At 59.8% G+C, this 25,367-nt stretch carries 23 protein-coding genes and 1 tRNA gene; 17 read left to right on the forward strand and 7 right to left on the reverse strand.

What is annotated here, in order from left to right; translation table 11 throughout:
* Positions 1-35: 35 nt before the first annotated feature.
* Both O3S81_RS06710 and O3S81_RS06715 read right to left on the reverse strand, forming a co-directional pair.
* Positions 36-632, reverse strand: a complete 597-nt coding sequence (locus O3S81_RS06710) for an EF-hand domain-containing protein (RefSeq protein WP_269341745.1) — start codon at positions 630-632, stop codon at positions 36-38.
* A 100-nt stretch (positions 633-732) separates the two neighbouring features.
* Positions 733-1,446 (reverse strand): pyrimidine 5'-nucleotidase, encoded by a 714-nt coding sequence (locus O3S81_RS06715; RefSeq protein ID WP_269341746.1) that lies wholly within the window; start codon positions 1,444-1,446, stop codon positions 733-735.
* 105 nt (positions 1,447-1,551) lie between these two features.
* Between O3S81_RS06715 and O3S81_RS06720 the strand changes: the two genes are divergently transcribed.
* Complete coding sequence (locus O3S81_RS06720) at positions 1,552-2,469, forward strand: DMT family transporter (protein ID WP_269341747.1); 918 nt, start codon at positions 1,552-1,554, stop codon at positions 2,467-2,469.
* Positions 2,470-2,514: 45 nt separating this feature from the next.
* Here the strand turns inward: O3S81_RS06720 and argB are convergent, their stop codons facing one another.
* Positions 2,515-3,399, reverse strand: a complete 885-nt coding sequence (gene argB, locus O3S81_RS06725; RefSeq protein ID WP_269341749.1) for an acetylglutamate kinase — start codon at positions 3,397-3,399, stop codon at positions 2,515-2,517.
* Between the two features lie 268 nt (positions 3,400-3,667).
* Here argB and O3S81_RS06730 point away from each other — a divergent pair, with 268 nt between their 5' ends.
* Positions 3,668-4,045 (forward strand): hypothetical protein, encoded by a 378-nt coding sequence (locus O3S81_RS06730; RefSeq protein ID WP_269341751.1) that lies wholly within the window; start codon positions 3,668-3,670, stop codon positions 4,043-4,045.
* A gap of 66 nt (positions 4,046-4,111) precedes the next feature.
* Here the strand turns inward: O3S81_RS06730 and yihA are convergent, their stop codons facing one another.
* From yihA to rpmH, 4 genes are read right to left on the reverse strand one after another with little or no spacing between them, the layout of a single operon-like run.
* A complete protein-coding gene (gene yihA / locus O3S81_RS06735) occupies positions 4,112-4,765 on the reverse strand; it encodes a ribosome biogenesis GTP-binding protein YihA/YsxC (RefSeq protein ID WP_269341753.1) in 654 nt (217 codons plus the stop codon).
* Positions 4,762-6,558 (reverse strand): membrane protein insertase YidC, encoded by a 1,797-nt coding sequence (gene yidC / locus O3S81_RS06740; protein WP_269341755.1) that lies wholly within the window; start codon positions 6,556-6,558, stop codon positions 4,762-4,764. Before yidC ends, yihA begins: the two co-directional genes overlap by 4 nt.
* On the reverse strand, positions 6,558-6,941 hold the full coding sequence (gene rnpA, locus O3S81_RS06745) for a ribonuclease P protein component (protein WP_269342419.1): 384 nt from the start codon (positions 6,939-6,941) through the stop codon (positions 6,558-6,560). The genes yidC and rnpA overlap by 1 nt, the downstream gene beginning before the upstream one ends.
* 37 nt (positions 6,942-6,978) lie before the next feature.
* The gene (gene rpmH / locus O3S81_RS06750) at positions 6,979-7,116 is read right to left on the reverse strand and encodes a 50S ribosomal protein L34 (protein WP_003493611.1); all 138 of its coding nucleotides are present in this window, start codon (positions 7,114-7,116) and stop codon (positions 6,979-6,981) included.
* 352 nt (positions 7,117-7,468) lie between these two features.
* Here rpmH and O3S81_RS06755 point away from each other — a divergent pair, with 352 nt between their 5' ends.
* From O3S81_RS06755 to O3S81_RS06825, 15 genes are all read left to right on the forward strand, one after another.
* Positions 7,469-9,523: a methyl-accepting chemotaxis protein gene (locus tag O3S81_RS06755; RefSeq protein ID WP_269341758.1), complete on the forward strand. Its 2,055-nt coding sequence runs from the start codon at positions 7,469-7,471 to the stop codon at positions 9,521-9,523.
* Positions 9,524-9,777: 254 nt separating this feature from the next.
* Positions 9,778-11,196: a sensor histidine kinase gene (locus tag O3S81_RS06760; protein WP_269341759.1), complete on the forward strand. Its 1,419-nt coding sequence runs from the start codon at positions 9,778-9,780 to the stop codon at positions 11,194-11,196.
* A gap of 217 nt (positions 11,197-11,413) precedes the next feature.
* Positions 11,414-11,490, forward strand: a tRNA-Arg gene (locus O3S81_RS06765).
* A 184-nt stretch (positions 11,491-11,674) separates the two neighbouring features.
* On the forward strand, positions 11,675-12,487 hold the full coding sequence (locus O3S81_RS06770) for a class I SAM-dependent methyltransferase (RefSeq protein WP_269341760.1): 813 nt from the start codon (positions 11,675-11,677) through the stop codon (positions 12,485-12,487).
* Between the two features lie 229 nt (positions 12,488-12,716).
* Positions 12,717-13,862, forward strand: coding sequence for an ABC transporter ATP-binding protein (locus O3S81_RS06775; protein WP_269341761.1), 1,146 nt, complete (start codon positions 12,717-12,719; stop codon positions 13,860-13,862).
* Positions 13,859-14,785, forward strand: coding sequence for a carbohydrate ABC transporter permease (locus tag O3S81_RS06780; RefSeq protein WP_269341762.1), 927 nt, complete (start codon positions 13,859-13,861; stop codon positions 14,783-14,785). The genes O3S81_RS06775 and O3S81_RS06780 overlap by 4 nt, the downstream gene beginning before the upstream one ends.
* Positions 14,785-15,606: a carbohydrate ABC transporter permease gene (locus O3S81_RS06785; RefSeq protein WP_269341763.1), complete on the forward strand. Its 822-nt coding sequence runs from the start codon at positions 14,785-14,787 to the stop codon at positions 15,604-15,606. Before O3S81_RS06780 ends, O3S81_RS06785 begins: the two co-directional genes overlap by 1 nt.
* A 43-nt stretch (positions 15,607-15,649) precedes the next feature.
* Positions 15,650-16,942: an ABC transporter substrate-binding protein gene (locus O3S81_RS06790; protein WP_269341764.1), complete on the forward strand. Its 1,293-nt coding sequence runs from the start codon at positions 15,650-15,652 to the stop codon at positions 16,940-16,942.
* Positions 16,943-17,007: 65 nt separating this feature from the next.
* Complete coding sequence (locus O3S81_RS06795; RefSeq protein WP_269341766.1) at positions 17,008-17,808, forward strand: phosphodiesterase; 801 nt, start codon at positions 17,008-17,010, stop codon at positions 17,806-17,808.
* A 303-nt stretch (positions 17,809-18,111) separates the two neighbouring features.
* Positions 18,112-19,608 carry an acetyl-CoA hydrolase/transferase family protein gene (locus O3S81_RS06800; RefSeq protein ID WP_269341768.1) on the forward strand — a complete coding sequence of 499 codons (1,497 nt, stop codon included), beginning with the start codon at positions 18,112-18,114 and terminating at the stop codon, positions 19,606-19,608.
* A gap of 186 nt (positions 19,609-19,794) precedes the next feature.
* Positions 19,795-21,117 carry an alpha/beta hydrolase gene (locus O3S81_RS06805; protein WP_269341769.1) on the forward strand — a complete coding sequence of 441 codons (1,323 nt, stop codon included), beginning with the start codon at positions 19,795-19,797 and terminating at the stop codon, positions 21,115-21,117.
* A 108-nt stretch (positions 21,118-21,225) separates the two neighbouring features.
* Positions 21,226-22,263 (forward strand): 4-hydroxyproline epimerase, encoded by a 1,038-nt coding sequence (locus O3S81_RS06810; RefSeq protein WP_269341770.1) that lies wholly within the window; start codon positions 21,226-21,228, stop codon positions 22,261-22,263.
* A gap of 113 nt (positions 22,264-22,376) precedes the next feature.
* Complete coding sequence (gene pyrC, locus O3S81_RS06815; RefSeq protein ID WP_269341771.1) at positions 22,377-23,414, forward strand: dihydroorotase; 1,038 nt, start codon at positions 22,377-22,379, stop codon at positions 23,412-23,414.
* Positions 23,415-23,580: 166 nt separating this feature from the next.
* Entirely contained in the window at positions 23,581-24,279 is a 699-nt protein-coding gene (locus O3S81_RS06820) for an orotate phosphoribosyltransferase (RefSeq protein ID WP_269341773.1), read from the forward strand.
* A 100-nt stretch (positions 24,280-24,379) separates the two neighbouring features.
* Positions 24,380-25,306, forward strand: a complete 927-nt coding sequence (locus tag O3S81_RS06825) for a carbohydrate kinase family protein (RefSeq protein ID WP_269341775.1) — start codon at positions 24,380-24,382, stop codon at positions 25,304-25,306.
* Positions 25,307-25,367 lie beyond the last annotated feature (61 nt).

Genomic DNA, 25,367 nt, shown 5'->3' on the forward strand with positions numbered 1-25,367 from the left:
AAGCCCGCTTAAAAGCGGGCTTTATGCTTGGAGGATCAGAGGAACGGGCGGTCCGGCATGTCGTCGATGGAGATGACGCCGTCCTTGTTCCTGTCCAGTCGCTCGAACATCTTTTCGCCGGCGGCAGTGAATTCAGCCTTGCTGACCTGACCGTTCTCGTCGGTATCGGCCCAGCGGATCAGCGCAAAGCCCGCGCCCTTGCCGCCATGCTTACCCCAGCCCTGATGGCCGAAACGACCGCCATGTTCACGCTCGGCCCGCTTGCCATCCGTGCCCTTGCCTTCATCCGCCTTGGCTTCCTCACGCTCGGGGCGCGGATGCGCGGCGCGGAAGGCTTCTATCTTCGCCTGGCGATATTCGCGCATTTCCTTCGGCGTGATCGAGCCGTCCTTGTCCTTGTCGATCTCGGTGAAGAGCGCGTCCTGGCGAGTGGTGAATTCCTCCTTGGAAATCTTGCCGTCCTTGTTGGTGTCGGCCACCTTCAGCAGATGAACAAAAGCCGCTTCCGGGCGCATCGGCATGCGATCCTTTTGGCCTTTGCCGGGCGCGGCAAAACTGGCCGTTGCGGCCGTGCTGAGCACAAGGGCTGCGCCAAGAGCAGAGAGGGCGATTTTGCGTGTGGTCATCGTCATTACCTTTCTTTGGTGTCCCTGAAGAAAAGATAGTGACGTCCACTCAGCCCCACCACTTAAACATCCGTAAGGTGCATGAAGCTTCGGTAATGTTTACGGCTCAGCGGTCGATGGTTTTGGTGAGGAAACCGGCCAGATCGTCGGTGATGTAGTCGATATGCTCATCCGTCACGGCCGGGATTTCCCAGCGTTCCATGATCACGCCCTCAAGGTTTGAAGGCACGAGCAGCACGGTCTTCATGCCAAGCGCCTTGGGCGCCGCGAGATTGCGCGGCAGATCCTCGAACATGGCGGCTTTTTTCATATCGAGTTTGGCAAGCGCTGCGAATTTCTCATAGGTCGCGCTCGCCGGCTTCGGCAGGTAACCGGCGGCGACGATATCGAAAATATCCTCGAAATGATCGAGAATGCCGAGTGCGCCGGCGGCGGCCTGCGCATGTTTGACGCTGCCATTGGTCAGGATGAACTTGCGGCCCGGCAAAGCCCTGATCGCGTCGCCGAGTTCCGGGTGGGGTTTCAGCGCCGAATAGTCGATGGCATGGGCCCGTTCCAGAAACTCGTCGGGGCTGATGCCGTAATGGATCATCAGGCCCTGAAGCGTGGTGCCGTGGTCGTGATAATAGCGCTTCTGCAATGCGCGGGCTTCATCGGGGTCGAGCTTTAGAAGCTCCGCCACATAGGCCGTCATGTTACGGTCGATCTGGGAAAACAGATTGACGTGATGCGGGTAGAGCGTGTTGTCGAGATCGAAGACCCATTCGCTGACATGGGCGAAATCGGCGGCGTCGGGCAGGTTTTTCGGCTTTGTGTCCATAGGCTGCTTTATGCCCGTTTCGAACGGCGAAGAAAATCGAAAAGACGACGATTGACCAGAAAATCGGGCTTGGCTGTGGCCTCCGGCGCATGATACCGCCAAGCCATGGAACTCTGGATAGGCATAACCTTCGCAAGCGCGTTCTTGCAGAACCTGCGCTCGACTTTGCAGAAGCATCTCAAGGGCATGATGGGCACCACGGGTGCAACCTTCGTGCGCTTCGTGTTCGGCATGCCTTTCGCTCTCGCCTATCTCGCTTTTCTGCATTTCGGGCTCGGTCGCCCGCTGCCGGTGCCGAACATGTCCTTCGCCGTGTGGGCAACGGTCGGGGCCATGGCGCAGATTGCTGCCACTTTCCTGCTGGTGCACCTGTTCTCTTTCCGCAATTTCGCGGTCGGCACGGCCTATTCCCGCACCGAGCCGGCGCAGGCGGCCCTGTTTGCCCTTATCTTCATCGGTGAAAGCGTCAATGGCGGCACATTGGCAGCCATCGCGATCTCGGTCGCCGGCGTCATGCTGATTTCGGTGGCGCGCACGGAAGTGACGCCCGCTTCCTTCCTCACCTCGATCTTCAGCCGGACGGCAGGGATCGGCCTTGCCTCGGGGGCATTCTTCGGCTTGTCCTCGGTTGCCTATCGTTCGGCCTCGCTGGCGCTTGCGCCGAGCCTACCGGCCCCGGATGCGATGATGCAGGCGGGCTTTACCCTCGTCGTCGTCATCGTCATGCAGACGGTGTCGATGTTCCTCTGGATCATCTGGCGCGAGAGGGAAGAATTGCGGCGCATCGCCAGGGTCTGGAAACCGTCGCTCGCGGTCGGTTTCGTGGGCGCCACGGCCTCGTTCGGCTGGTTCACGGCGATGACCCTGCAGCAGGCCGCCGTGGTGAAGGCGTTGGCGCAGGTGGAAATGCTGTTCGCCTTCGCCTCGACCGTTCTTTTCTTCAAGGAGAAGATCAACCGGCTCGAGCTGTCCGGCTGCCTGCTGATTGTCGTTGGCGTGCTGTCGCTTCTGGCATTCGGCTGAATGCCAGATATGGCGGACAGGCTTGCCATCCGCCATTGACATGCATCAGGGCACGATGAGCGTGCCGGCGCCTTCGGTGAAGATTTCCAGAAGGACGGAATGCGGCGTCTTGCCGTTGAGGATCACCACGCCCTGCACACCGGCCTTGATGGCATCGATGCAGGTCTCGACCTTCGGGATCATGCCGCCGGAAATCGTGCCGTCCTTGATGAGCGCGCGCGCCTGGGAGACCGTCAGTTCCTTGATGAGCTCCTTGTTCTTGTCGAGAACACCCGGCACGTCAGTCAGGAACAGAAGGCGCGTGGCGTTGAGCGCACCGGCAATGGCGCCGGCGAAGGTGTCGGCATTGATATTGTAGGTGGCGCCATCACGACCGGGCGCGACGGGGGCGATGACCGGGATCATCTCCGATTTTGCAAGCAGATCGAGCAGGGTGCGATCGACTTCCACGACTTCACCGACGAAGCCGAGATCGAGCACGCGCTCTATATTGCTGTCGGGATCGATGACGGTCTTTTTCGCCTTTTCGGCGAAGACCATGTTGCCATCCTTGCCGCACAGACCGATGGCCCATTCGCCCGTCTGGTTGATGAGGGCGACGATTTCCTTGTTGATCGAGCCGGCCAGAACCATTTCAACAATTTCGACGGTCTTGGCATCGGTGACGCGCAGGCCGCCCTCGAATTTCGATTCAATGCCCATCTTCGACAGCATCGCGCCGATCTGCGGGCCGCCGCCATGCACGACGATGGGGTTTATGCCGGACTGCTTCAACAGGGCGATGTCTTCCGCGAAAGCCTTGCCGAGCGTGGAATCCCCCATGGCGTGACCACCATATTTCACCACGATGGTCTTGTTCTCATATTTCTGCATGAAGGGCAGAGCCTGTGCGAGCAGCCGCGCCTGAGTTTCGCTTTCGGAAGCAGTCATCTAAAAACCTCGGTCTGTGGTTGCGGCTGCTGAGAGCCTGTCATCGCTCTAAAGCAAGTTTTCGACGGATGAAATAACCTCCTGGCCTTATTGTGTCGGCAGCGATCAAATTTCTTTTTTTGCCGGTTTCAGCTCTGTAATGAGATTGACATAAAGGCCCAATGGGACCAGCCTTGCTGGGGAAAGGGGAGGGGTTAATTCAGGGCGATGTGAGACGTCGCGCGCCGGGAAATGGCGCGGCCTGAACGACCGAGGAGTGAGAGTCCACATGACGGCACCCGATCGAGACAAGCAAAGCGGTTTGCGGGACGAAGTGCTCGCGGGCGAATATGTGCTGGGTGCCCTGCCGCCGGAAAGCATGGCTGAGCTTGCAAAGCGCGTCAAACGCGATCGCCAGTTTGCCGCCATGGTCAGGCGCTGGCGGGATAATCTGGCGGAAACCGAATATCGCGAAAACGCGACGGTTGCTGCGCTGCTAGAGCGGGACCCAAACCGTCCCGGCCTGCCTTTCAGAAGCCAGCCGCTGCGCAATGGCAGCATGTTCACCGCCATGCTTTCGGAAGTCTGGCATTCCGTACGCTTCTGGCGGCTTCTGGCACTGACGGCGATGCTGTGGACCGCCGTTCTGCTTTTCACCATCGCCTGAGCGCCTGGAGCATTTCCAGGAAAAGTGGATTCCGGTTTTCCGTCCGGAAATACGGAAAACAAGGACCTAGAGCGAGACCGTCCTGATGATCTCGGCGCGCAACTCGTCCAGCCCGAAGGATTTTTCCGACGAGGTGGCGAGAACTTCCGGATACGCAGCGGGACGCTTGCGGATTTTCTCCAGCGTTTCACTGATGAGGCGGGGAACGCCGGCATCCTTGATCTTGTCCGTCTTCGTCAGCACGATCTGGTAGGACACGGCCGCCTTGTCGAGCAGGCTCAGAACCTCTTCGTCGTTCTTCTTTAGGCCATGGCGGGAATCGATCAGCACGTAAACGCGCTTCAGCGTCGCGCGGCCACGCAGATAATCGAAGACGAGCTTGGTCCAGGCATCGACCTGATCCTTGGGGGCCTGCGCATAACCGTAACCGGGCATGTCGACCAGGGCCATCGGCGGCAGGTCACCCGCTTCGCCTGAATAGCCTTCCGGAACGAAGTAGTTCAGTTCCTGCGTGCGGCCGGGCGTATTGGAGGTGCGGGCAAGCCCCTTGTGACCCACCAGTGCATTGATGAGCGAGGACTTGCCGACATTCGAGCGACCGGCAAACGCAATCTCCGGCGGGCCCTCGGGCGGCAGGAATTTCATCGCGGGGACACCGCGAATGAAAATCCAGGGTCGCCCGAACAGGGGCTTTTCGGTTGCCGTACCGGTGTCACTCATTTCGATTGCACCGGCTTTCGCTTGAACAGCCCTTTGAGATTATCGAACAGTTCGATCTTGGCGCCGTGACGCTTCATGATGACGGCCTGCTGGCTGATGGAGAGCGTGTTGTTCCACGCCCAGTAGATGACCAGACCAGCCGGGAAGGAGGCCAGCATGAAGGTGAAGATCAGCGGCATCCAGGTGAAGATCATTGCCTGCGTCGGATCGGGCGGCGTCGGGTTCATGCGCATCTGCAGGAACATGGTGATGCCCATGACCAGCGGCCAGACGCCGATCATCAGGAAATGCGGAACGTCGTAGGGCAGAAGGCCGAACAGGTTGAACAGCGATGTCGGATCGGGCGCGGAAAGGTCGTGGATCCAGCCGAAGAACGGTGCATGCCGCATTTCGATGGTGACATAGATGACCTTGTAGAGCGCGAAGAAGACCGGGATCTGCAGAAGCATCGGCCAGCAGCCGGCAACCGGGTTGATCTTCTCTTCCTTGTAGAGCTGCATCATCGCCTGCTGCATGGCCATGCGGTCATCGCCATGCTTGGCCTTCAGCTCCTCCATCTTCGGCTGCACGCGCTTCATGTTCGCCATGGAAGCATATTGCTTGCTGGCGAGCGGGAAGAAGAGGGCCTTGACGACGATGGTGGTGAGCAGGATGGCCACGCCGAAATTGCCAAAATAACGGAAGAAGAAATCCATCATTTTGAACATCGGCTTGGTGATGAAGTAGAACCAGCCCCAGTCGATCAGGAGGTCGAACTTCGGAATGGAATATTCGGTTTCATAACGGTCGACCAGCGGTACTTCCTTGGCACCGGCGAAGACGAGGCTCTTCAGCTCGATGGACTGGCCGGGTTCGACCGTCATCGTATCGCTCTTGAAATCGGCCTGATAGCTCGGCTGATTGCCGGTAATATGCGAATAGCGGGTTTCGAACGGCGTGGTCTGCGGCGGAACAATGGCCGCGGCCCAATATTTGTCGGTGATGCCGAGCCAGCCGCCGGTTGCCTTGGCCACCGTGACCGGTGCTTCCTCGACATCCTTGTATTTTTCTTCCGTCAGGCTGCCGTCCTTGCCGGAGACGCCGAGGAAACCTTCATGGATGACGAAGACCGGGGGAATCGCCGGCTTGTTGTTGCGCGTCACCCGGCCATAGGTGGCGAGCGAGATCGCAGCCTGTCCGGGGTTCTCGACCTTGTCGGTGACCGAGATCATGTAGTGTTCGTCGATCGACACGGTACGCGAGAAAACCACGCCTTTGGAATTGGTGTAGGTGAGCGTGACCGGGGTGGTTTCCGTCAGCTTGTCGCCGCTTGCGAGCGTCCAGACGGTCGTCGGGCCAGGAACGCCGCCGACTTCCTGCGCGGCAACGTAACCAAGTTCGGTGAAGTAGCCGTCCTTGGTGTCGGAGGGCGAAAACAGCGTGATGATCGGGCTCGAGTCATCGACGGTCTCATGGTAGCCCTTGAGCCGGATGTCATCGAAGCGCGCGCCGGTCAGATTGATCGAGCCGGCGATGGCATTGGTGTCGATGGCGACACGCTGGGTTTTTGCAATCGACTCTTCGCGGGTCGCCGTGGCGGCGGTCTGCGGTGAGGAGGCGGGCGGTGCGCCTTCAACGGCAGCACCTGGTGCCGCAGCCGGTGCCTGCTGCTGCGTCGTCTGCTGCTGCGCCTGGCGGGCCTCTTCGGCGCGGCGCTGCTGCTCGATACGCGGATTCATATAAAGGAATTGCCAGGCGAGGACGATGACAACCGAAAGGGCTATCGCGATGAAGTAATTACGGTTCTTTTCCATCATTCTTTCCTGGAGCGGGTCTCCTGGGACCGTTTCGGTTTCGCCGTTCCTTCAATTCGCTCGATGAGGAGAGACTGAATTTTCGGGAAGGCCGTATCGAGCACGTCCCTGCGGGCGACAATCACATAGTCATGACCGGGCTTCATTGCGACCCCGGCAGAAAGCCTGACGGCTTCCTTGAGACGGCGGCGCATGCGATTTCGCTCGACCGCGTTGCCTTGTCTTTTCGTTACGGTAAAACCGACGCGAGGCTCGGTTTCCGGGGCTTTCCGGTCAAGCACTTCCACAAGAAAGGTGCTTCCCCGCCGTTTTTCCCCCGCCTGAACGGCAAGAAACTCCGACCGGTTTTTAAGCCGGCCGGGTCGTTTTTTAGTCTCACTCATGTGTCCACGACTTTCATCGGGCCACAGATGTCGGCAATTAAGCCGACAGACGTGCGCGGCCGCGCGCACGGCGGGCTGCGAGAACCTTGCGGCCGCCGGCGGTAGCCATGCGGGCACGGAAACCATGACGACGCTTGCGAACAAGCTTGGACGGTTGGTAGGTACGCTTCGACATTTATTTAATACCGCGGTGTGCGGCCCTTCTTGAATTTGCAACTATTTGCAAGAGCGTTTCGTTTTTTGCACGGCTAACCCCGCCTGGGCGAGCTTTCAATGGCCGAGCGTGCGCGGCTTATAAGGGCATAGGCCGAGCAAAGTCAATTGCCGAAGGGGTTTTCGCACTTCACCTTTTGCGGAAAACGCACCGCTCTCTCCCTCGCCGATGGCCTGCAGAGGCCGATTCCCGCGTGCAATTGCTAAAATGCGAAATTCTTTCTTAACGCAGCATTGATAAATCTTGTGATGCGAAAAGTTATGCCAGCTTCCCATTTTCCGTCGCGCGGCTGGCCTTTGTTGGGGGAACGAAATTGAGAATTCGCGGTCGTATCAATCTTCTTGTCGGGCTGATGAGCCTTGTCGCCTGTACCATCGGTGGCCTGTCCATCTATGCGGTCAGCGAGTTCCGGGTGCGCACCGTCGAATATGAGAAAGCGGCAGAGCGCGCCTATAAGGGTGAGGCGCTCAACCGCCTTGTCACCGCGGTTGTGATGGAAGCGCGTGGGGTCTATGCCGCCGCCGACATCGAAAAAGCGGCACCCTTTGCGGACGGCATCGTCAAGAACCTCGACGCCATGGAGAAGCTGATCGCGACATGGACCCCTCTCGTTCCGGCGGAGCAGAAGGCGAGCTTCGATAATCTTGCCAACCGCTTCAAGGAGTTCAAGGCCTTCCGGTTGGAAACCGCGCGGCTTGCCCGTGAAACCGGCCCGCAGGCCGCCAATCAGCAGGGCAACAACGAGGCGAACCGTGCCAACCGCAAGGCATACCAGGCCGAAATCGATGCGGTGGTGAAGAACGACATTGCCGAACTCCAGGCCGTCAAGGTCGGCATAGACGGTTTTGTGACGGCGTCCTTCTGGCTGGTCATCATCGTCACCGGCAGCGGCATATTGGCCGGCGCTGCATTCGGCCTTTATATCGGGGCCCGGCAGCTGAGCGCGCCCATTCGCAGGGTTTCGGAAGTGATGAACGCGGTGGCCGATGGCAATCTGGAGGCGGAAGTCCCCTATCTCGGCCGCAACGACGAAATCGGCGAAATGGCGGCGGCCGTCGAGGTCTTCAAGAAGAACGGCAGCGAAGTGCGCCGCATGAATGCGCAGGAATCCGCCATGCGCGCCAAGAGCGACGACCTGCAGGCCGGCATGGCCATTGTCGTCGACGCCGCGGCCGCGGGCGATTTCAGCCGCCGCATCAACAAGAATTATGGCGACGACAACCTCAATCGTTTCGCCGCGACGATCAATGCCCTGCTCACGGGCGTGCATAATGGCGTCTCCGAGACCAGCCGTGTCATCGAAGGCCTGGCGCGCGGCGATCTGACGGAGAGGATGGAAGGCGATTTCCGCGGCGTGTTCGCCGAACTGAAGGAAAACGTCAACCAGACGCTGACCAAGCTGCGCGAGACGATGCGCGAGGTGCGCGGCAGCACGGAAGGCATCAGCGGCAACGCGAGCGAATTGCGTTCAGCGGCCGACGACCTGTCGAAGCGGACGGAGCAGCAGGCCGCAGCGCTGGAGGAAACCTCCGCCGCGCTGGACGAGATCACCGCCGTTGTCCGCAACTCCACCGATCGTGCGCAGGAAGCCAGCACCATGGTTGCTGAAACGAAGCAGAAGACGGAAGAATCCGCCAATGTCGTGCGCGATGCCGTCTCCGCCATGGATCGCATCGAGCATGCCTCGCGCGAAATCAGCCAGATCATCAATGTCATTGACGAGATTGCCTTCCAGACCAACCTGCTGGCGCTGAACGCCGGCGTGGAAGCGGCGCGTGCGGGTGAGGCGGGCAAGGGCTTCGCCGTCGTCGCCCAGGAAGTGCGCGAACTGGCGCAGCGTTCCGCAACGGCCGCGAAGGACATCAAGGCGCTGATTACCAAATCCGGCGAAGAGGTCGGGCGCGGCGTATCGCTGGTGCAGAAAACCGGCAGCGCACTGGGTGAGATCGAGACCCGCGTCCTGGCGATCAACGAACACATCCATTCGATCGCCACTGCCGCCAGGGAACAGTCCACCGGCCTGCATGAGGTGAATACCGCCATCAACCAGATGGATCAGGTGACGCAGCGCAACGCCGCCATGGTGGAGGAGACCTCGGCCGCGACCCACAAGCTGAGCAGCGAGGCGGACCACCTCGTGACGCTGGTGGCGCGCTTCAATGTCGGTGCCGAGACTGCGCAGCACAATCTGCGCACGGAGAATGTGAAGCGCACGCCCCGCGTCGAGCAGCCGGTGCGGCCGGTGGCCGTTTCCGACAGGGCGGTGGCGGTGGCTTCCCCGGCCCGCAGGTTGATGAACAGCGTCAGCCGGGCACTCAATGCCCAGCCGGCTGCTGCCCCGGCTCAGGGGGACTGGCAGGAATTCTGACGGGCGCCGTTGCTGCTCACGCTTGAACCCCTTTACCTGAAGCGCCGCCCCTGCCGGGCGGCGTTTGTTTTTGCGGCGATGAAGACGTTTGTTTTGCAACGCATTGGAAAAATATCCATTCGGTCCTATTATTATTGCTGCATATAAACCGAGCCGTTTCACGCAAAGCAGCGGCGCGCATACAGGATCATGGCCCGGTGTTTTCTAAAGGCGCAGACAGCTTGGACCGCACGCAAGACGATCCGGTGCATTGCATGCCGGGATTGACCGCCGGTCTTTCGGGGCGGCTGCTGTTGCTGACCGTCATTTTCGTGATGATCGCCGAAGTGCTGATCTTCGTGCCTTCGGTTGCCAATATGCGTCTTTCCTGGCTGCGGGACCGCCTGAACACCGCCGCCGCCGCCGGTGCCGTGATTGACGGTCTGCAGGCGGAATTGCCGCGAAGCGTGCAGAACGACACGCTGATGGCGACGGGCGCGAAGCTTATTGCGCTGCGCAAGGACGGTACATCGCGGCTGCTCGCCGTGGCGGAAACGCCGCCCGGCGTCGACGAGCAATATGATCTTTCCGATGTTTCGCAAGTGGAGGCGGTGCGGGATGCCTTTTCCACATTGTTGTTCGGCGGCAACCGCGTGATCCGCGTTTTCGATGTTGTGGGCGACAGCGATACCATCATCGAACTGGTGCTGGGCGAAAACAAGCTGCGGGCGGCAATGCTCGCTTATGCCCGCAACGTTTTCCTGATCTCGATCATCCTGTCGCTGGTCACCGCCGGCCTGATCTTCATCTCCATCAACCGCATCATGATCCGGCCGATACGGCGCCTGACACTCGGCATGCAGGATTTCTCGGAGGATCCGGGCAATCCCGAGCGGATTTTCGTGCCCGAGGAGGGGGCGGACGAGCTGGCGGTTGCGGGTCGTCACCTCGCGGACATGCAGACCGAACTGCAGAAAACCCTGCGACAGCAGAAAAATCTCGTTGATCTCGGCCTGGCCGTGTCGAAGATCAACCATGACATGCGCAATATCCTGTCTTCCGCGCAGCTCATGTCAGACCGGCTGGTGGATGCAAAGGACCCCATGGTCCGCAGTTTTGCGCCGAAACTGCTGCGCACCATCGACCGTGCGGTGGCCTATACCGGTGAGGTTCTGGCCTATGGCCAGGCGACCGAGGGCGCGCCGAAACGCAAGACGGTGCATTTGAGCCTTCTGGTGCGGGATGTGCGCGATATTCTGGCGCTCGATCCGGAAAGCGGCATCGAGTTTCAGGACAGCGTTCCGCCGGATCTGACGGTGGATGCGGATTCCGAACAGCTTTTCCGGGTGATCCACAATCTCTGTCGCAATGCCGTTCAGGCGCTGCAATCCGACCCGGCGAATACCGCACAGCGTTATCTTTCCATCTCGGCCCAGCGAGCCGGCAGCGTCGTCAGCATCGTCATCGACGACAATGGGCCGGGAATGCCGCGCAAGGCCAAGGAGAACCTGTTTTCCGCGTTCCGGGGATCGGCCCGCTCCGGCGGCACGGGCCTCGGTCTCGTCATTGCGCGCGAACTTGTGCTGGCCCATGGCGGCACGATCGCGCTCGTTGAAAAGCCCGGCCCCGGCACTCAGTTCCGCATCGAGATCGCCGACCGCGCCGCTTCCATACATGCGGCCAGAACCGCATAAAAAACCTGCTTCGCACCGGCCCACCGCAATCATTATTCCTGCCGGAAAGGACACGGCAAAGGGTGTGTGGAAAATGGCCTTTATGGAATATATATTGAAATCAATGATATACATGAATTACTGCGGAAAAATGACAATTTCGAAGCGAAATCGCTTGCATTCGGAATGAGGACGTTTTAGAGGATCGCCACGCCACCGGAAACGACCGGAACGGCACGCACCCGTAGCTCAGCTGGATAGAGCACCAGACTACGAATCTGGGGGTCAGGAGTTCGAATCTCTTCGGGTGCGCCATTTCTCTTCCCATAAAAGTAGTCCTGAGAAAGTCGCTGTTTCTCACGCGTCGCATGGCTGGTATCGGTGAGCCCGTTCCGGCAGATGCCTTGTCTGCTTCTCGCCCTGCAAGACCGAACGAATTCCGAACTTTGCGAATATGTGTTAAAATCCTCCGGTCATCAGATGGCCTGGGGTGAAAGCCATGTTGGAAGCGGACAAGGTGTTTGCGGGTTCGATTCCGGAAAATTACGACCGCTATATGGTGCCGTTGATTTTTGCGCCATTCGCTGCCGATCTGGCGCGGCGGGCGGCGGCCTTGATGCCGATCGATGTTCTGGAAATCGCCGCCGGCACCGGGGCGGTCACGCGGGAGCTGGCGCCGCGTTTGTCGCCTGCCGCCAATTATGTCGTCACCGATCTCAACCAGCCGATGCTGGATTTTGCGGCGTCGCGGCAGATACCGGACATCCGGATGAAATGGCAGCAGGCGGATGCCCAGGAGCTGCCTTTCGAAGACGCGGCTTTCGATCTCGTTTTCTGTCAGTTCGGTGCGATGTTTTTTAGTGACCGCCCGGCGGCCTATCGCGAGGCAAAGCGGGTGTTAAAGCCCGGCGGACATTATCTGTTCAATGTGTGGGATCGTATCGAGGAAAATCACTTCGCGGATGATGTGACAAACGCCCTTGCACAACTGTTCCCAAATGACCCGCCACGCTTCATGGCCCGCACGCCGCATGGCTATCACGATACGGCGTTGATCCGCCGCGAGCTGGCCGATGCCGGTTTTTCCCGCGTGACGATGGAGACGGTGGCGGCGCAAAGCCGTGCCTCTTCGCCGCGCATTCCGGCAATAGCCTATTGTCAGGGAACCCTTCTTCGCACGGAAATAGAGGCCAGAGCGCCCGGAAAGCTGGACGCCGCGACCGATTACGCCGCGGCCGCCATTGAGGCGCGCCATGGCGGTGGTGAAGTTGCCGCGAAAATTCAGGCACATGTGATTCTCGCTGTCGTTTAAAATGACGGGGAAATCGGAACAGCCAACCCGGTTTTTCGACCCATCCATTCGGGCTCGGAATATTCCGATATGAACCCCTTTATATTAGGGGGTTTCGGTGAAGGCCTGTATCGTAAGGTCTTGCGATGAGCCGGGATTGCCGGGGTTTCGAGTGTCATCGAAGTTTCCGCAAACCTTCGTCATATTGTCATACAATATAAGCATATGCGCTTCAGAAAAGGAGCGCAGAATGACGCCACAATCACTTGAGCTTTCGGGCATCGGCAAAGGCTTTGGCGCCGACGATGTTCTGAAAGAAATCGATCTCTCCATCCGTCCTGGAGAGTTTTTGTCCCTCGTTGGCATGTCGGGTTGTGGCAAGTCCACGCTTCTGCGCATCATCGCGGGGCTGGAAACGCCGGATCGCGGTTCGGTCTCCATCGGTGGGCAGGATGTGACGGAGATTGATCCGAGCGACCGCAATCTGGCGATGGTGTTCCAGTCCTACGCGCTTTATCCGCATATGAGCGTGCGTCAGAATATCGCGACGCCGCTACGCATGCGGCGCCTGCCTTTCGCCGCACGCCTGCCGCTGGTCGGACGGTTTGCTGCTCCTGCGGAAACATTGAAGCAGATCGATGCCGCCGTCGAGCAGGCGGCCGAAACGCTGCAGATCGCGCATCTGCTGGATCGTAAGCCGGCTCAGCTTTCCGGCGGCCAGCGCCAGCGTGTTGCGCTGGCCCGGGCACTGGTGCGCTCGCCTGCCGCCTTCCTGATGGACGAGCCGCTTTCCAACCTCGATGCCAAGCTTCGCGCCCATATGCGCGAGGAACTGGCAGGCCTGCACCGCCGGCTGGGGGCGACTTTCATCTATGTGACCCACGACCAGATCGAAGCCATGACCATGTCCGACCGCATCGCGCTGATGTCGGAAGGTCGCATCGAGCAGCTCGGCACGCCGGATGAACTTTACCGGAAACCGGCGACATTGACGGTCGCGCGTTTTATCGGCACGCCTTCGATCAACCTGCTGCCGGTCGAAATCGATACCACCGGCAGCGTGACGGCCTTCGGTCGCGATCTTGGTCTCGAGGCTGCCGGCCGCGATGCCGGCCCGGCGACGCTCGGCCTGCGCGCAGAAGATCTGCGTCCGGGCGAAGAAGGTCTCGCCGTGCGGGTGGTGCGCAGCGAAACCCACGGCGCGGACCGTTTCGTCAGCTGCCGTCTTTTGAACGACGAGACGGTTGCCATCACCCTGCGTCAGGGCGCGGGCGAGGTACTCGGCGCCGATGGCAATGGTGTGATGACCCTCGGTTTTGCACCCGAGCGCGCGCATCTTTTCGCAGCCGACGGCCTGCGTCGCAAGGTCACGGTGCGTGAACGGGTGCCGGCATGACGGCGGTCGATTTTTCCACCGCCGGCCGTGCAAAAGCCCGTCCGCGCCTGTCGAAGGCGGACAGGCGCATGGTCTGGCGCGGCCTGATGTTTGCTGCGCCGGCAAGCCTGCTGCTCCTGGCGACCTATATCGTTCCGATGTTCGTTCTCGCCGTTTTCTCCCTCACCGATTATCAGCTCGGCGCGCTCTCCACCCGCTTTGTCGGTCTCGGCAATTTCATCAAGGCGTTTCAGGATCCGGTCTTCCTGCGGGCGCTCATGAATACGGCCATTTATGCGGTCATCGTCATTCCATTCGGTGTGTTTCTGGCGCTCGGCGTGGCCCTGCTCGTTTATAACCGCAAGCGAAGCCGCGGCTTCTGGGAAGTGGCCTATTTCCTTCCCGTCACCGCAACGCTCGTCGCCATGGCGACCGTGTGGCAATTCCTGCTGCACCCCTCGCTCGGCCCGGTGAATGCGGCGATCAAATGGCTGGGTTTCGAGCCCGTCGCGTTTCTCTCCAACCCCGTCCTGCTCATTCCCACCATGGCGATAATGGGCATCTGGCAGGTTCTCGGCTTCAACATGGTGCTGTTCCTCGCCGGCCTCACGGCCATTTCGAAGGACCTGCACGAGGCCGCGCGGCTCGATGGCGCCAAGAACCCGGTCGACCGTTTCCTGACGGTTACATGGCCGATGCTCGGGCCGACGACGATGTTCGTGGTGGTGACGACCTCCATCTCTGCCTTCAAGGTGTTTGAGACGGTGGCCGTGCTGACCAAGGGCCGCTTCGGTTCGGAAACCCTGTTGTTCGATCTTTATCTGGAAGGGTTCGAATATTCCAACACCGGTTATGCCGCCGCGTTGACGATGATCTTCCTTGCAATCGTACTGGTTCTTTCGATCGGCCAGACGCTGCATATGGACCGGAAGGTGCACTACTGATGGCCGCGCTTCGCAAATATCTCCCGCATCTCGTGCTCGCGCTCGGCGCTTTCGTGATGCTGCTGCCGTTCTACTGGATGTTCCTGACGTCCATCCGCTCACCGGCCGAAATATTCAACGTTTCGCTCTGGCCGATCCCTGAAAAATTCGATGCGCTGGAAAATTATTCCCGTGCTGCGGGGCAGGTGCCCATGGCGCGGTTCATGCTCAACGGCGTGATCGTCTGCTTCGGTATCCTCATCATTCAGGTCCTGACGTCGGTTCCGGCCGCCTATGCACTGGCGAAACTCCGGTTTCCGGGGCGCAAGCTGCTGCTGGCGCTGGTGATCGCAGCGCTCTGCGTACCCATTCAGGCACTGGCCCTGCCGCTTTTTGTGGGTCTGACGACAACACAGCTGCTGAACACCTATTTCGCGATGATGATGCCGTTCTTCCTTTCGGTCTTCGCCATCTTCCTGTTCAACCAGTCCTTCCGCAGCTACCCGGATGAAATCATCGAGGCGGCGCGCATGGACGGTTTCTCGGAAATGGAGATTTGCTGGGGGCTCGTCCTGCGCGGCTCGCTTCCCTCGCTCGCCGCCTTCTCGGTCTTCTCGCTCGTTGCCCACTGGAACGATCTCTACTGGCCGATGATCGTGATCTCCGACACCAATCTCGCCCCACCACCGCTTGGCATGATGTTCTTCGCCGATGTCGAATCCGGCGCGAATTACGGTGCACTGATGGCGGGCGCCACACTGATTACCGCGCCGATGGTGCTGTGCTTCCTCCTCGCACGGCGGCATTTCATCGCCGGTATTACGATGACCGGCGTCAAGTAACGCCGTTCGGACCTCTTCCTCTCAAACCTCTCTGGAGACTGACATGAAACTCAACCGACGCGCTGTAATGGGCGGTCTGGCCCTTGGCATGGCTTTTGCGGGCCTCGCACAGCCGGTTCTGGCCAACGAAATCACGCTCAACGTTCTTTACAACCTGCCGGGCTTCACGAAATTCCATCAGCCGCTGGCCGATGAATTCATGAAGCGGAACCCGGATGTAAAGATCAACTTCCTCGCTCCGGCCGCCGGTTATAATGAAGGCCAGCAGCAGGTTCTGCGCTCGGCTGTCACTGGCAATCTGCCGGACGTTTATTTCTCGGGTTACAACCTGACGGCGGAACTTGTTCACACGCTCGCTCCCCGCAACCAGATCACCGATCTCGGCCCGTTCATCCAGGCTGAAGGCGGCCAGGCTTTCCTCGACAAGAACTACAGCCCGAAGATGGCCGCTCTCGGCCAGATCGACGGAAAGCAGTACGGCCTGCCGGTCAATGCTTCCTCGCCGATCATCTACATCAACTCCGATCTCGTTTCCAAGGCTGGCGGCGACCCGGACAAGATGCCGACGACCTTCCCGGAGCTCATCGCTCTCGCCAAGAAGATCAAGGCTCTTGACCCGAAGTTTGCCGGCATGAGCTACGACATCAATGGCTGGCCGGATGACTGGTTGTGGCAGGCGCTCGTCTTCGAACAGGGCGGCAAGCTCGTTGATGAAAAGACCAAGACCGTCGCTTTCGACAATGAAATCGGCCTCAACGCCCTGAAGATGGCCCGTCAGTTCGTGACCGAAGGCGGCCAGAACCTGCTCGACTGGGATCAGTCCCGCCAGCAGTTCGGCGCAGGCCTCACCGGCTTCATCTTCTCGACGCCTGCTCACGTGCAGACAATCCAGGGTCTGGTTGGCGACCGCTTCAAGCTGAAGACGGCAACCTTCCCGCTCGACAACAAGGAAAAGGGCGGCGTGCCGACCGGCGGCAACTCTGCCGTTATCCTGACGCAGGAGAAGGCCAAGCAGGACGCTGCCTGGAAATATCTGAAGTGGGTCACCGGTCCGGAAGCGCAGAACACCATCGTTCGCATTACCGGCTATCTGCCGACCAACAAGCAGGCAACCGGCCCGGACTTCCTCGCTCCCTATTATGCCGAGAACCCGAATGTGAAAACCGCCTCGCTCCAGGCTGACCGTTCTCTGCCCTGGGCCGGTTATCCGGGCGGCGATTCCGTCCGCATCTGGCGTACGCAGCGCGACATTATCGGCACCGTCATGCGCGGTGAAGTAACGCCGGAAGCCGGTCTCAAGCAGATCGTCGAGCAGACCAACGGCCTGATGAAATAAGTCAAGCATCGAAAAGGCTGCGGGGAAATCCGTTCCCGCAGCCATTTTACGCAGAAAGACCGACAATGAAGATCATCCAGATCACCGACACCCATCTTCTGCCGCCGGGCATCGCGATAAACGGCGTCGACCCGGAAAAACAACTGCGTGCCGCTGTCGCCGATATTATCGAAAAGCACGCCGACGCCGATCTTCTGGTGATGACGGGCGATCTTTGCAATTACGGCGAGCCGGAAGCCTACGAGCTGCTGCGCGATATTCTCACACACGTTTCCATCCCCACACGGTTGATGCTCGGCAATCACGACCGCCGGCCGGAGTTCGTGGCGGCGTTCCCGGAACAGCCGCGTGACGGCAATGGTTATATCCAGTCCTTTATCGATACCGAATTCGGCCGGCTGCTGTTCCTTGACAGCCACGAAGCCGATGTCATCGGCGGCATGTACGGTGCGGACCGCTTGGTATGGCTGGAGAGCGCTCTGGAAAGTGCAGGCGATCTGCCGGCGACGGTTTTCATTCATCACCCGCCGATGGAATGCGGTATCCGGCATTTCGAACATATCGGCATGCATGATGACGGCGCTGTCATACGCCGCCTCGCCGCCCATCCCGCCGGTATACGCCATATCATTTTCGGTCATATCCATGTGCCGATGGCCGGCACGACGGCCGAAGGCATTGCCTATAGTTCCGGCCAGGCCTGCGCCCACCGTTTCATCACCGATATCGATGTTGTCGATCCGCTATGGACGGGCGGTAGTCCCTGTTACCGGGTCATTACTCTCGGTACATTCGGGCTGCGTGCTTATGATGCCGAAGTAGGGCAGATCGTGCTCGGTCAGGCACCCGTCTGCGAAGGTCCCTGACCGCGCTCATTCTTCGTGATGCGACGGGGCGAGGTTCGCCCCATTGCCTTTCCCGGAGCGGACGGTCAGGCGCGGTGAAACCCGTTTCCCGTTCGGTAAGGCTGCGATGGGATGAAGACCTCGCAGCCTGTCGCGCCGATGCGCCACTTATGCTTGGTTGAACGGGATTTGATGCGTAGAAGGCTTGGTTCCGTTCGCACCCTTGATCTATGTCAGTTTCATCGATGAAACTGCGCGCCATAGTCGCCGCGAGGTGGCCACCCGAATGCCGTGCCATCGTGATGACAGATCATGGAGAAGTGCATGCTTGAAAAGCGTATCCGCAACGCGTCCCTCTTGAACAGGATCGTTAGTGCCGAAGAGGCCGCCAGTCTCATTCAGGACGGCATGACCGTCGGCATGAGCGGCTTTACGCGCGCAGGAGAAGCGAAGGCCGTGCCGCTGGCGCTGGCCGAACGCGCCAAGACGAATCCCATGAAAATCACCCTGATGACCGGCGCCTCCCTCGGCAACGATCTCGACAAGACCATGGTGGAGGCCGGCATGCTGGCGCGGCGCATGCCGTTCCAGTCCGATCCGGCTCTGCGCAAGGCGATCAATGACGGCAGGGTGATGTTCATCGATCAGCATCTTTCCGAAACGGTCGAGCAATTGCGCAGCGGCCAGATCCACGGGGTCGATATCGCCATTGTCGAGGCGGTGGCGATCACCGCGGAAGGCGGCATCGTGCCCACCACCTCGGTCGGTAATTCAGCGAGTTTTGCCATTCTGGCCGATAAGGTCATCGTCGAGATCAATCTGTCGCAGCCCGAGGTGCTGGAGGGGCTGCACGACATCTTCATTCCCGCCAAGCGCCCGACCCGCATGCCCATTCCCGTTGTGGCGACGGATAGCCGTGTGGGCCTACCCTTCATTCCGGTGCCGCCGGAAAAGATCGCCGCCATCGTTCTGAGCGACAAGAGCGACAGTTTTTCGACGGTGCTGCCGCCTGATGATGAGACAAAGGCGATTGCCGGGCATCTCACGGAGTTCCTGCTGAACGAGGTCCGTCACGGCCGCATGACCCACGAACTCCAGCCGTTGCAGGCAGGCATCGGCACCATCGCCAATGCCGTTATGCATGGCTTCATCGATACGCCGTTTCATGATCTGAAAATGTATTCGGAGGTTCTTCAGGATTCGACCTTCGAACTGTTCGATGCGGGCAAGCTCACCTTCGCCTCGGGTTCGTCGATCACGCTCTCTTCCGCCATGAACGAAAAGGTCATGCCGCGGCTTGCGGATTACAAAAGCAGGCTGATCCTGCGTCCGCAGGAGGTCAGCAACCACCCGGAAGTCATCCGTCGCCTCGGTATCATCGGCATCAATACGGCGCTGGAATTTGATATTTACGGAAACGTCAATTCCACCCATGTCGGCGGAACCCATATGATGAACGGTATTGGCGGCTCCGGCGATTTCGCCCGCAACGCCTATATGTCGATCTTCGTCACCAAGTCGATCGCCAAGGGTGGCGCCATTTCCAGCGTCGTGCCCATGGTCAGCCATGTCGACCATACGGAACATGATGTCGATATTCTCGTCACTGAAACGGGCCTTGCCGATCTGCGCGGTCTTGCTCCCCGCGAGCGTGCGGCGGTCATCATCGCCAATTGTGTACATCCCGATTATCGCGATGCCCTGACGGATTATTACCAGCGCGCGGCGGCGCGGGGCGGGCACACGCCGCATCTCATCGAAGAGGCTCTGTCCTGGCATAGTGCGCTGCGCGAAAGGGGCACGATGCTGCCGCAGCGATAGGCCGCTATTTGACGAGCTGTCCGATTGCCGGTTCAAACGCGCGGCAATTGGGTCCGTTTGGACACACCGCGGCGGAAAGTGCTCACCGTTCCGCTGTGGTTGCTGGCGCGGCAGTTCCGCCTCCGGTAGAAAATCCTCTCCCCCGGCTGCTATCTGGCTGCCTCTGGGTTGTAGGAGAGTGATGTGATGCCCATTCGCTTCGTGGCCGTAATCGCGATTGTCGCCCTGCTCGCCGGTTGCGGTGGGCGGCCCATCGGGGTCATGACGCCGACGGGGCAGACCGTGGCGGGTACGACGCCGGTCAATCTTCTCGTCGCTACCACCCGTGCGCCATCGGAAAATCCTGCCGTGCTTTTTGGCGGCGAGCGGGGAACGGGGCTCAAGGTCGATGCGGTGACGGTTTCCATTCCGCCCAACGCCAACCGCAAGGTCGGCCAGGTGCAATGGCCGAAGAAGCTGCCGCCGAACCCGCTGAAGGATTTCACCACGGTGGCGCTGGAGCCTATTCGCTCTGAAGCAGAGACCAGAAGCTGGATCAACCAGCATATCAAGAAGGACCGCCGTGTGCTGGTCTTCGTGCATGGTTTCAACAACCGTTACGAGGAATCGGTCTATCGCTTCGCCCAGATCGTCCATGATTCCGGTACGGATGTCGTGCCGGTGGTTTTCACCTGGCCGTCGCGTGCCAGTATTTTCGACTATAATTACGACAAGGAAAGCACCAACTACTCGCGCGATGCGCTGGAGGAGATGCTGACGCGTCTTGCCAGGGACAAGTCCATCGGTGAGGTTACGGTCATGGCCCATTCCATGGGCACCTGGCTTGCGGTGGAGGCCCTGCGCCAGATGGCGATCCGCAATGGCCGCGTCGATCCGAAGATCGGCAATGTCATTCTGGCTGCGCCGGATCTGGATGTGGATGTGTTCAGCCGGCAATTTGCAAGCCTTGGCAAGGCGCCACCGAAATTCACTCTGTTCGTTTCGCAGGATGACCGTGCGCTCAGCCTGTCCCGCCGCATTTCCGGTAATGTCGATCGTCTCGGCCAGATCGACCCATCCGTCGAGCCCTATCGCAGCGAGCTGGAAAAAGCCGGCATCACCGTTCTCGATCTCACCAAGCTGCAATCCGGCGACCGCCTGAACCACGGCAAATTTGCCGAAAGCCCCGAGGTCGTCCGCCTTATCGGCGACCGCCTCATTGCCGGCCAGACGGTGACGGATTCCGATGTCGGGCTGGGTGAGGCTCTGGGCGCGGTCAGCATCGGTGCTGCGCAAACTGTTGGAACGGCCGCCAGTGTGGTGGTCAGCGCACCGATTGCGGTTTTTGATCCGCGCACGCGGGAAAATTATGGCCGGCAGGTGGAACGGCTCGGCCGCTCCGTTGAAAATACCGTCGGATCGGTGGGGGATACGGCGGGTTCCGTGGTGGACGATCAGGCATTGCAACAGTCACAACTGAATTGCGAGGCAGCCGCCAATCGCAAGCGGGCGGAATGCCGTAATCGCTAGATGACGAAAACCCTCAGCGTTTTCGTCATCCCTAGTTGAGATTTGTATACAGCTTGTATTTTTATCTGTATGGTCGGGGCGATAACCCACCTTCCGGAGTAAGACCCCATGCGTTGGAAACGCACTCTCCAGCTTCTCGATGTCCATTGCGAAGGCGAAATCGGCCGTGTCGTCACGGGCGGGGCGCCCAAAATTCCCGGTAACACGGTGGCCGAGCAGCTTCACTGGATGAATACGGATCCGCAGGGAGAGGCGCTGCGCCGCTTCCTGACGCTGGAGCCGCGTGGCACGCCCATGGGCTCGGTCAATCTTCTCCTGCCGCCGAAACATCCGGATGCCCACGCCGCCTTCGTCATTCTGCAGCCGGATCAGGCCCATGCGAGCTCGGGCTCGAATTCCATCTGCGCCACGACTGCGCTTCTGGAAAGCGGCATGGTGGAGATGCAGGAGCCGGAAACCGTCATCATTCTGGAAACGGCGGCCGGCCTCGTGAAAGCCACGGCCACCTGCCGCGACGGGCGCTGCGAAAAGGTCAAGCTGACCATGGTTCCCTCCTTCGTGCATGAGCTGGATGTCAGCATCGACACGCCTGAATGGGGCAAGGTAACGATGGACATTTCCTACGGTGGCATTTTTTACGCGCTGGTCGATGTGCGCCAGATCGGTCTCACCATCGAGAAGGCCAATGCGGCAAAACTCGTTGCCGCGGGTATGACTCTGAAGGACCTCGTCAACCGTGAAATGACCGTCGTTCATCCGGAAATCCCCGCAATATCGGGTGTCGCTTACGTCATGTTCCGTGATGTGGATGCCGATGGCTCCATCCGCACCTGCACCACCATGTGGCCGGGCCGCGCGGATCGTTCGCCCTGCGGCACGGGCAATTCCGCCAATCTCGCCACGCTTTATGCGCGCGGCAAGGTGAAGGTGGGAGACGAATATAAATCCCGTTCGATCATCGGTTCGGAATTCGATGTCGGCCTTTCCGCCGTCACCGAGGTGGCGGGCCGTCCGGCCGTCATTCCCACCATTGCCGGGCGTGGCTTCACCTTTGGTCTACATCAGGTCGGTCTCGATCCCTTCGACCCCCTGGCCGACGGTTTCGCCATGACCGATGTCTGGGGTCCGGAAGCGGGCAACATCTGAGGCGGGCTTCAAAAAAATGAAATTTACAGCCGCCCGATGGTCTTTGGCGGCTGTTTTCCCGCGGCAAAAGATGCTAAGCGGGCGCCAATTCCATCATGCTCCGAGGTAAACCGATGAAGTCGCTCACCCTGCGCCGCCCTGATGACTGGCACCTGCACCTTCGCGATGGCGCCATGCTGGAAGGCGTGATCGGGGATACGAGCCGCCATTTCGCTCGCGCCATCATCATGCCGAACCTGGTGCCGCCGGTCGTTACCACCGCCGATGCCCGCGCCTATCGCGAACGCATCGTCAAGGCGATCCCGGCAGGCGATCGTTTCGAGCCGCTGATGACCCTCTATCTCACCGAGGATACTGAAGCCGACGACGTGGAGGAGGGCAAGAAGAGCGGCCTCATCACCGCCGTGAAGCTCTATCCTGCGGGTGCGACGACCAATTCCCATGGCGGTGTGCGTGATTTCAACAGGGCCATGCCGGTTCTGGAGCGCATGGCGAAGATCGGCCTGCCGCTCTGCGTGCATGGTGAAGTGACGACACCGGAAGTCGATATTTTCGACCGGGAGAAAGCCTTCATCGATACGGTTCTGGAGCCACTGCGCCAGCGCCTGCCGGAACTGAAGGTGACGATGGAGCACATTACCACCCGCGACGGCGTGGATTATATCAAGTCATCCAAGGCCAATCTGGCAGGCTCCATCACCACCCATCACCTCATCATCAACCGCAACGCCATTCTCGTCGGCGGTATCAAGCCGCATTATTATTGCCTGCCCGTCGCCAAGCGCGAGGAGCACCGGCTCGCGCTGCGGGCTGCCGCAACCTCGGGCGATGCGCGCTTCTTCCTCGGCACGGATTCCGCTCCGCATGTGGACCCGTTGAAGGAATGCGCCTGCGGTTGCGCCGGCATCTATACTTCCATCAACACCATGAGCTGCCTTGCCCATGTCTTCGAGGATGAAAACGCCCTCGATCAACTGGAAGCCTTCGCTTCGCTCAACGGTCCCGCCTGGTATGGGCTGGCGCCGAATGAGGAGACGATCACGCTGGTCAAGCGCGAGGAAGCGGTGGCCTTTCCCGCCAAGATCGAAACGGGCGCCGGGCCGGTGACCGTATTCGATCCGATGTTCCCGCTTCATTGGGATGTAAGCTGATTTTTATGACCGCCGGCACTGCCGGCGGTTTTGTTATGGTCCACAGGCATTCGCCAACCGGCGCCGCCTGCGGATACCTGCAATGCTGAACAGAGACGTTGTGCTTTCCGAAAACCGATCCGGGTTCTCGGAAGCGATAAACCAGGGCCGAAAAAGGAGAACGCCTATGAACCATTTCACATTCACCGACCGCACCGTCGTCGCGGAACTGGTTGCAAAGATGTTGTGGGAAATCAAGGCGGTCCATTTCAACTCCGAAAGCCCCTATACCTTCGCTTCGGGCATGAAGAGCCCGGTCTATATCGATATGCGCAAGCTCATCTCCTTCCCGCGCATCCGCTCGGCGGCGATGGATTTCGCAGCTGCGGCGGTGATGCGCGAAGCGGGTTTCGAGAAATTCGACTGTGTCGCGGGCGGTGAAACGGCGGGCATTCCCTTTGCGGCTTTCCTTGCCGAGCGCCTTGGCCTGCCGATGATCTATTGCCGCAAGAAGCCGAAAGGCCATGGCCGCAACGCCCAGATCGAAGGTCATATGCCGGAAGGTGCCCGCGTTCTCGTCATCGAGGATCTGACGACGGCCGGCGGCTCGATGTTCACTTTCATCGATGCCATCCGCGCGGCGGGTGGTATTGTCGATCATGGCATCGCGCTGTTTTATTACGGCATCTTTGAAGAGGCCGAAGCACGTTTCGCCAATGGCAATGTCAAGCTGCATTACCTGACGACCTGGCGCGACGTTCTGGCGGTTGCCCGGGCTGAAAAACTGTTCGATGAAAAGACCCTGTCCGAGGTCGAGGCCTTCCTTGATAATCCGCTGCCCTGGTCTGCAAAGCGTGGCGGTGTCAGCGAATTGCCGCAATCTTAATTTCGGATGCGGCCAGCCAGGCTTTGTGGCTGGCCTTCCGATCGATCTTCGTCTAAATCGATTTAAGTCCATTTGATTTGCTGTTTTGAGGAGGACCGTAATGATCCTGTGTTGTGGTGAAGCCCTGATCGACATGCTGCCCCGGCAGACGACGCTGGGCGAGGCGGGTTTTGCCCCCTATGCCGGCGGAGCGGTCTTCAACACGGCAATTGCACTGGGGCGTCTCGGCGTTCCGGCTGCTTTCTTCACCGGCCTTTCCGATGACATGATGGGTGATATCCTGCGCGAGACCCTGCGCGCCAGCAAGGTGGATTTCAGCTATTGCGCCACCCTTTCGCGCCCCACCACCATCGCCTTCGTCAAGCTGGTGGATGGCCACGCGACCTATGCCTTTTACGACGAGAACACCGCCGGCCGGATGATCACCGAAGCCGAACTTCCGGCGTTGGGCGCCGACTGCGAAGCGCTGCATTTCGGTGCCATCAGCCTCATCCCGGAACCCTGCGGCAGCACCTATGAGGCGCTGATGACGCGCGAGCACGAGACCCGCGTCATCTCGCTCGATCCGAATATCCGCCCCGGTTTCATCAAGGACAAACAGTCCCATATGGCCCGTATCCGCCGCATGGCGGCCATGTCGGATATCGTCAAATTCTCGGATGAGGACCTGGCGTGGTTCGGCCTTGAAGGCGACGAGGATACGCTTGCCCGCCACTGGCTGCACCATGGCGCAAAACTGGTCGTCGTCACCCGTGGCGCCAAGGGTGCCGTCGGTTACAGTGCCAATCTCAAGGTGGAAGTTGCCTCCGAACGGGTAGAGGTGGTCGATACGGTCGGCGCCGGAGATACGTTCGATGCCGGCATTCTCGCTTCGCTGAAAATGCAGGGGCTGCTGACCAAGGCGCAGGTGGCGTCGCTGAGCGAAGAACAGATCAGGAAGGCTTTGGCGCTGGGCGCGAAAGCCGCAGCGGTCACCGTTTCGCGCGCAGGCGCAAATCCGCCCTTCGCGCATGAAATCGGTTTGTGAAGGGCACGGTTGAACCATTTTGAAAAGGTGGTTCAACGCTCTTCCCGGCGCCAAAGCCGTA

The sequence above is a fragment of the Agrobacterium sp. SOY23 genome (assembly GCF_027212525.1).
GTDB lineage: Bacteria > Pseudomonadota > Alphaproteobacteria > Rhizobiales > Rhizobiaceae > Agrobacterium > Agrobacterium tumefaciens_I.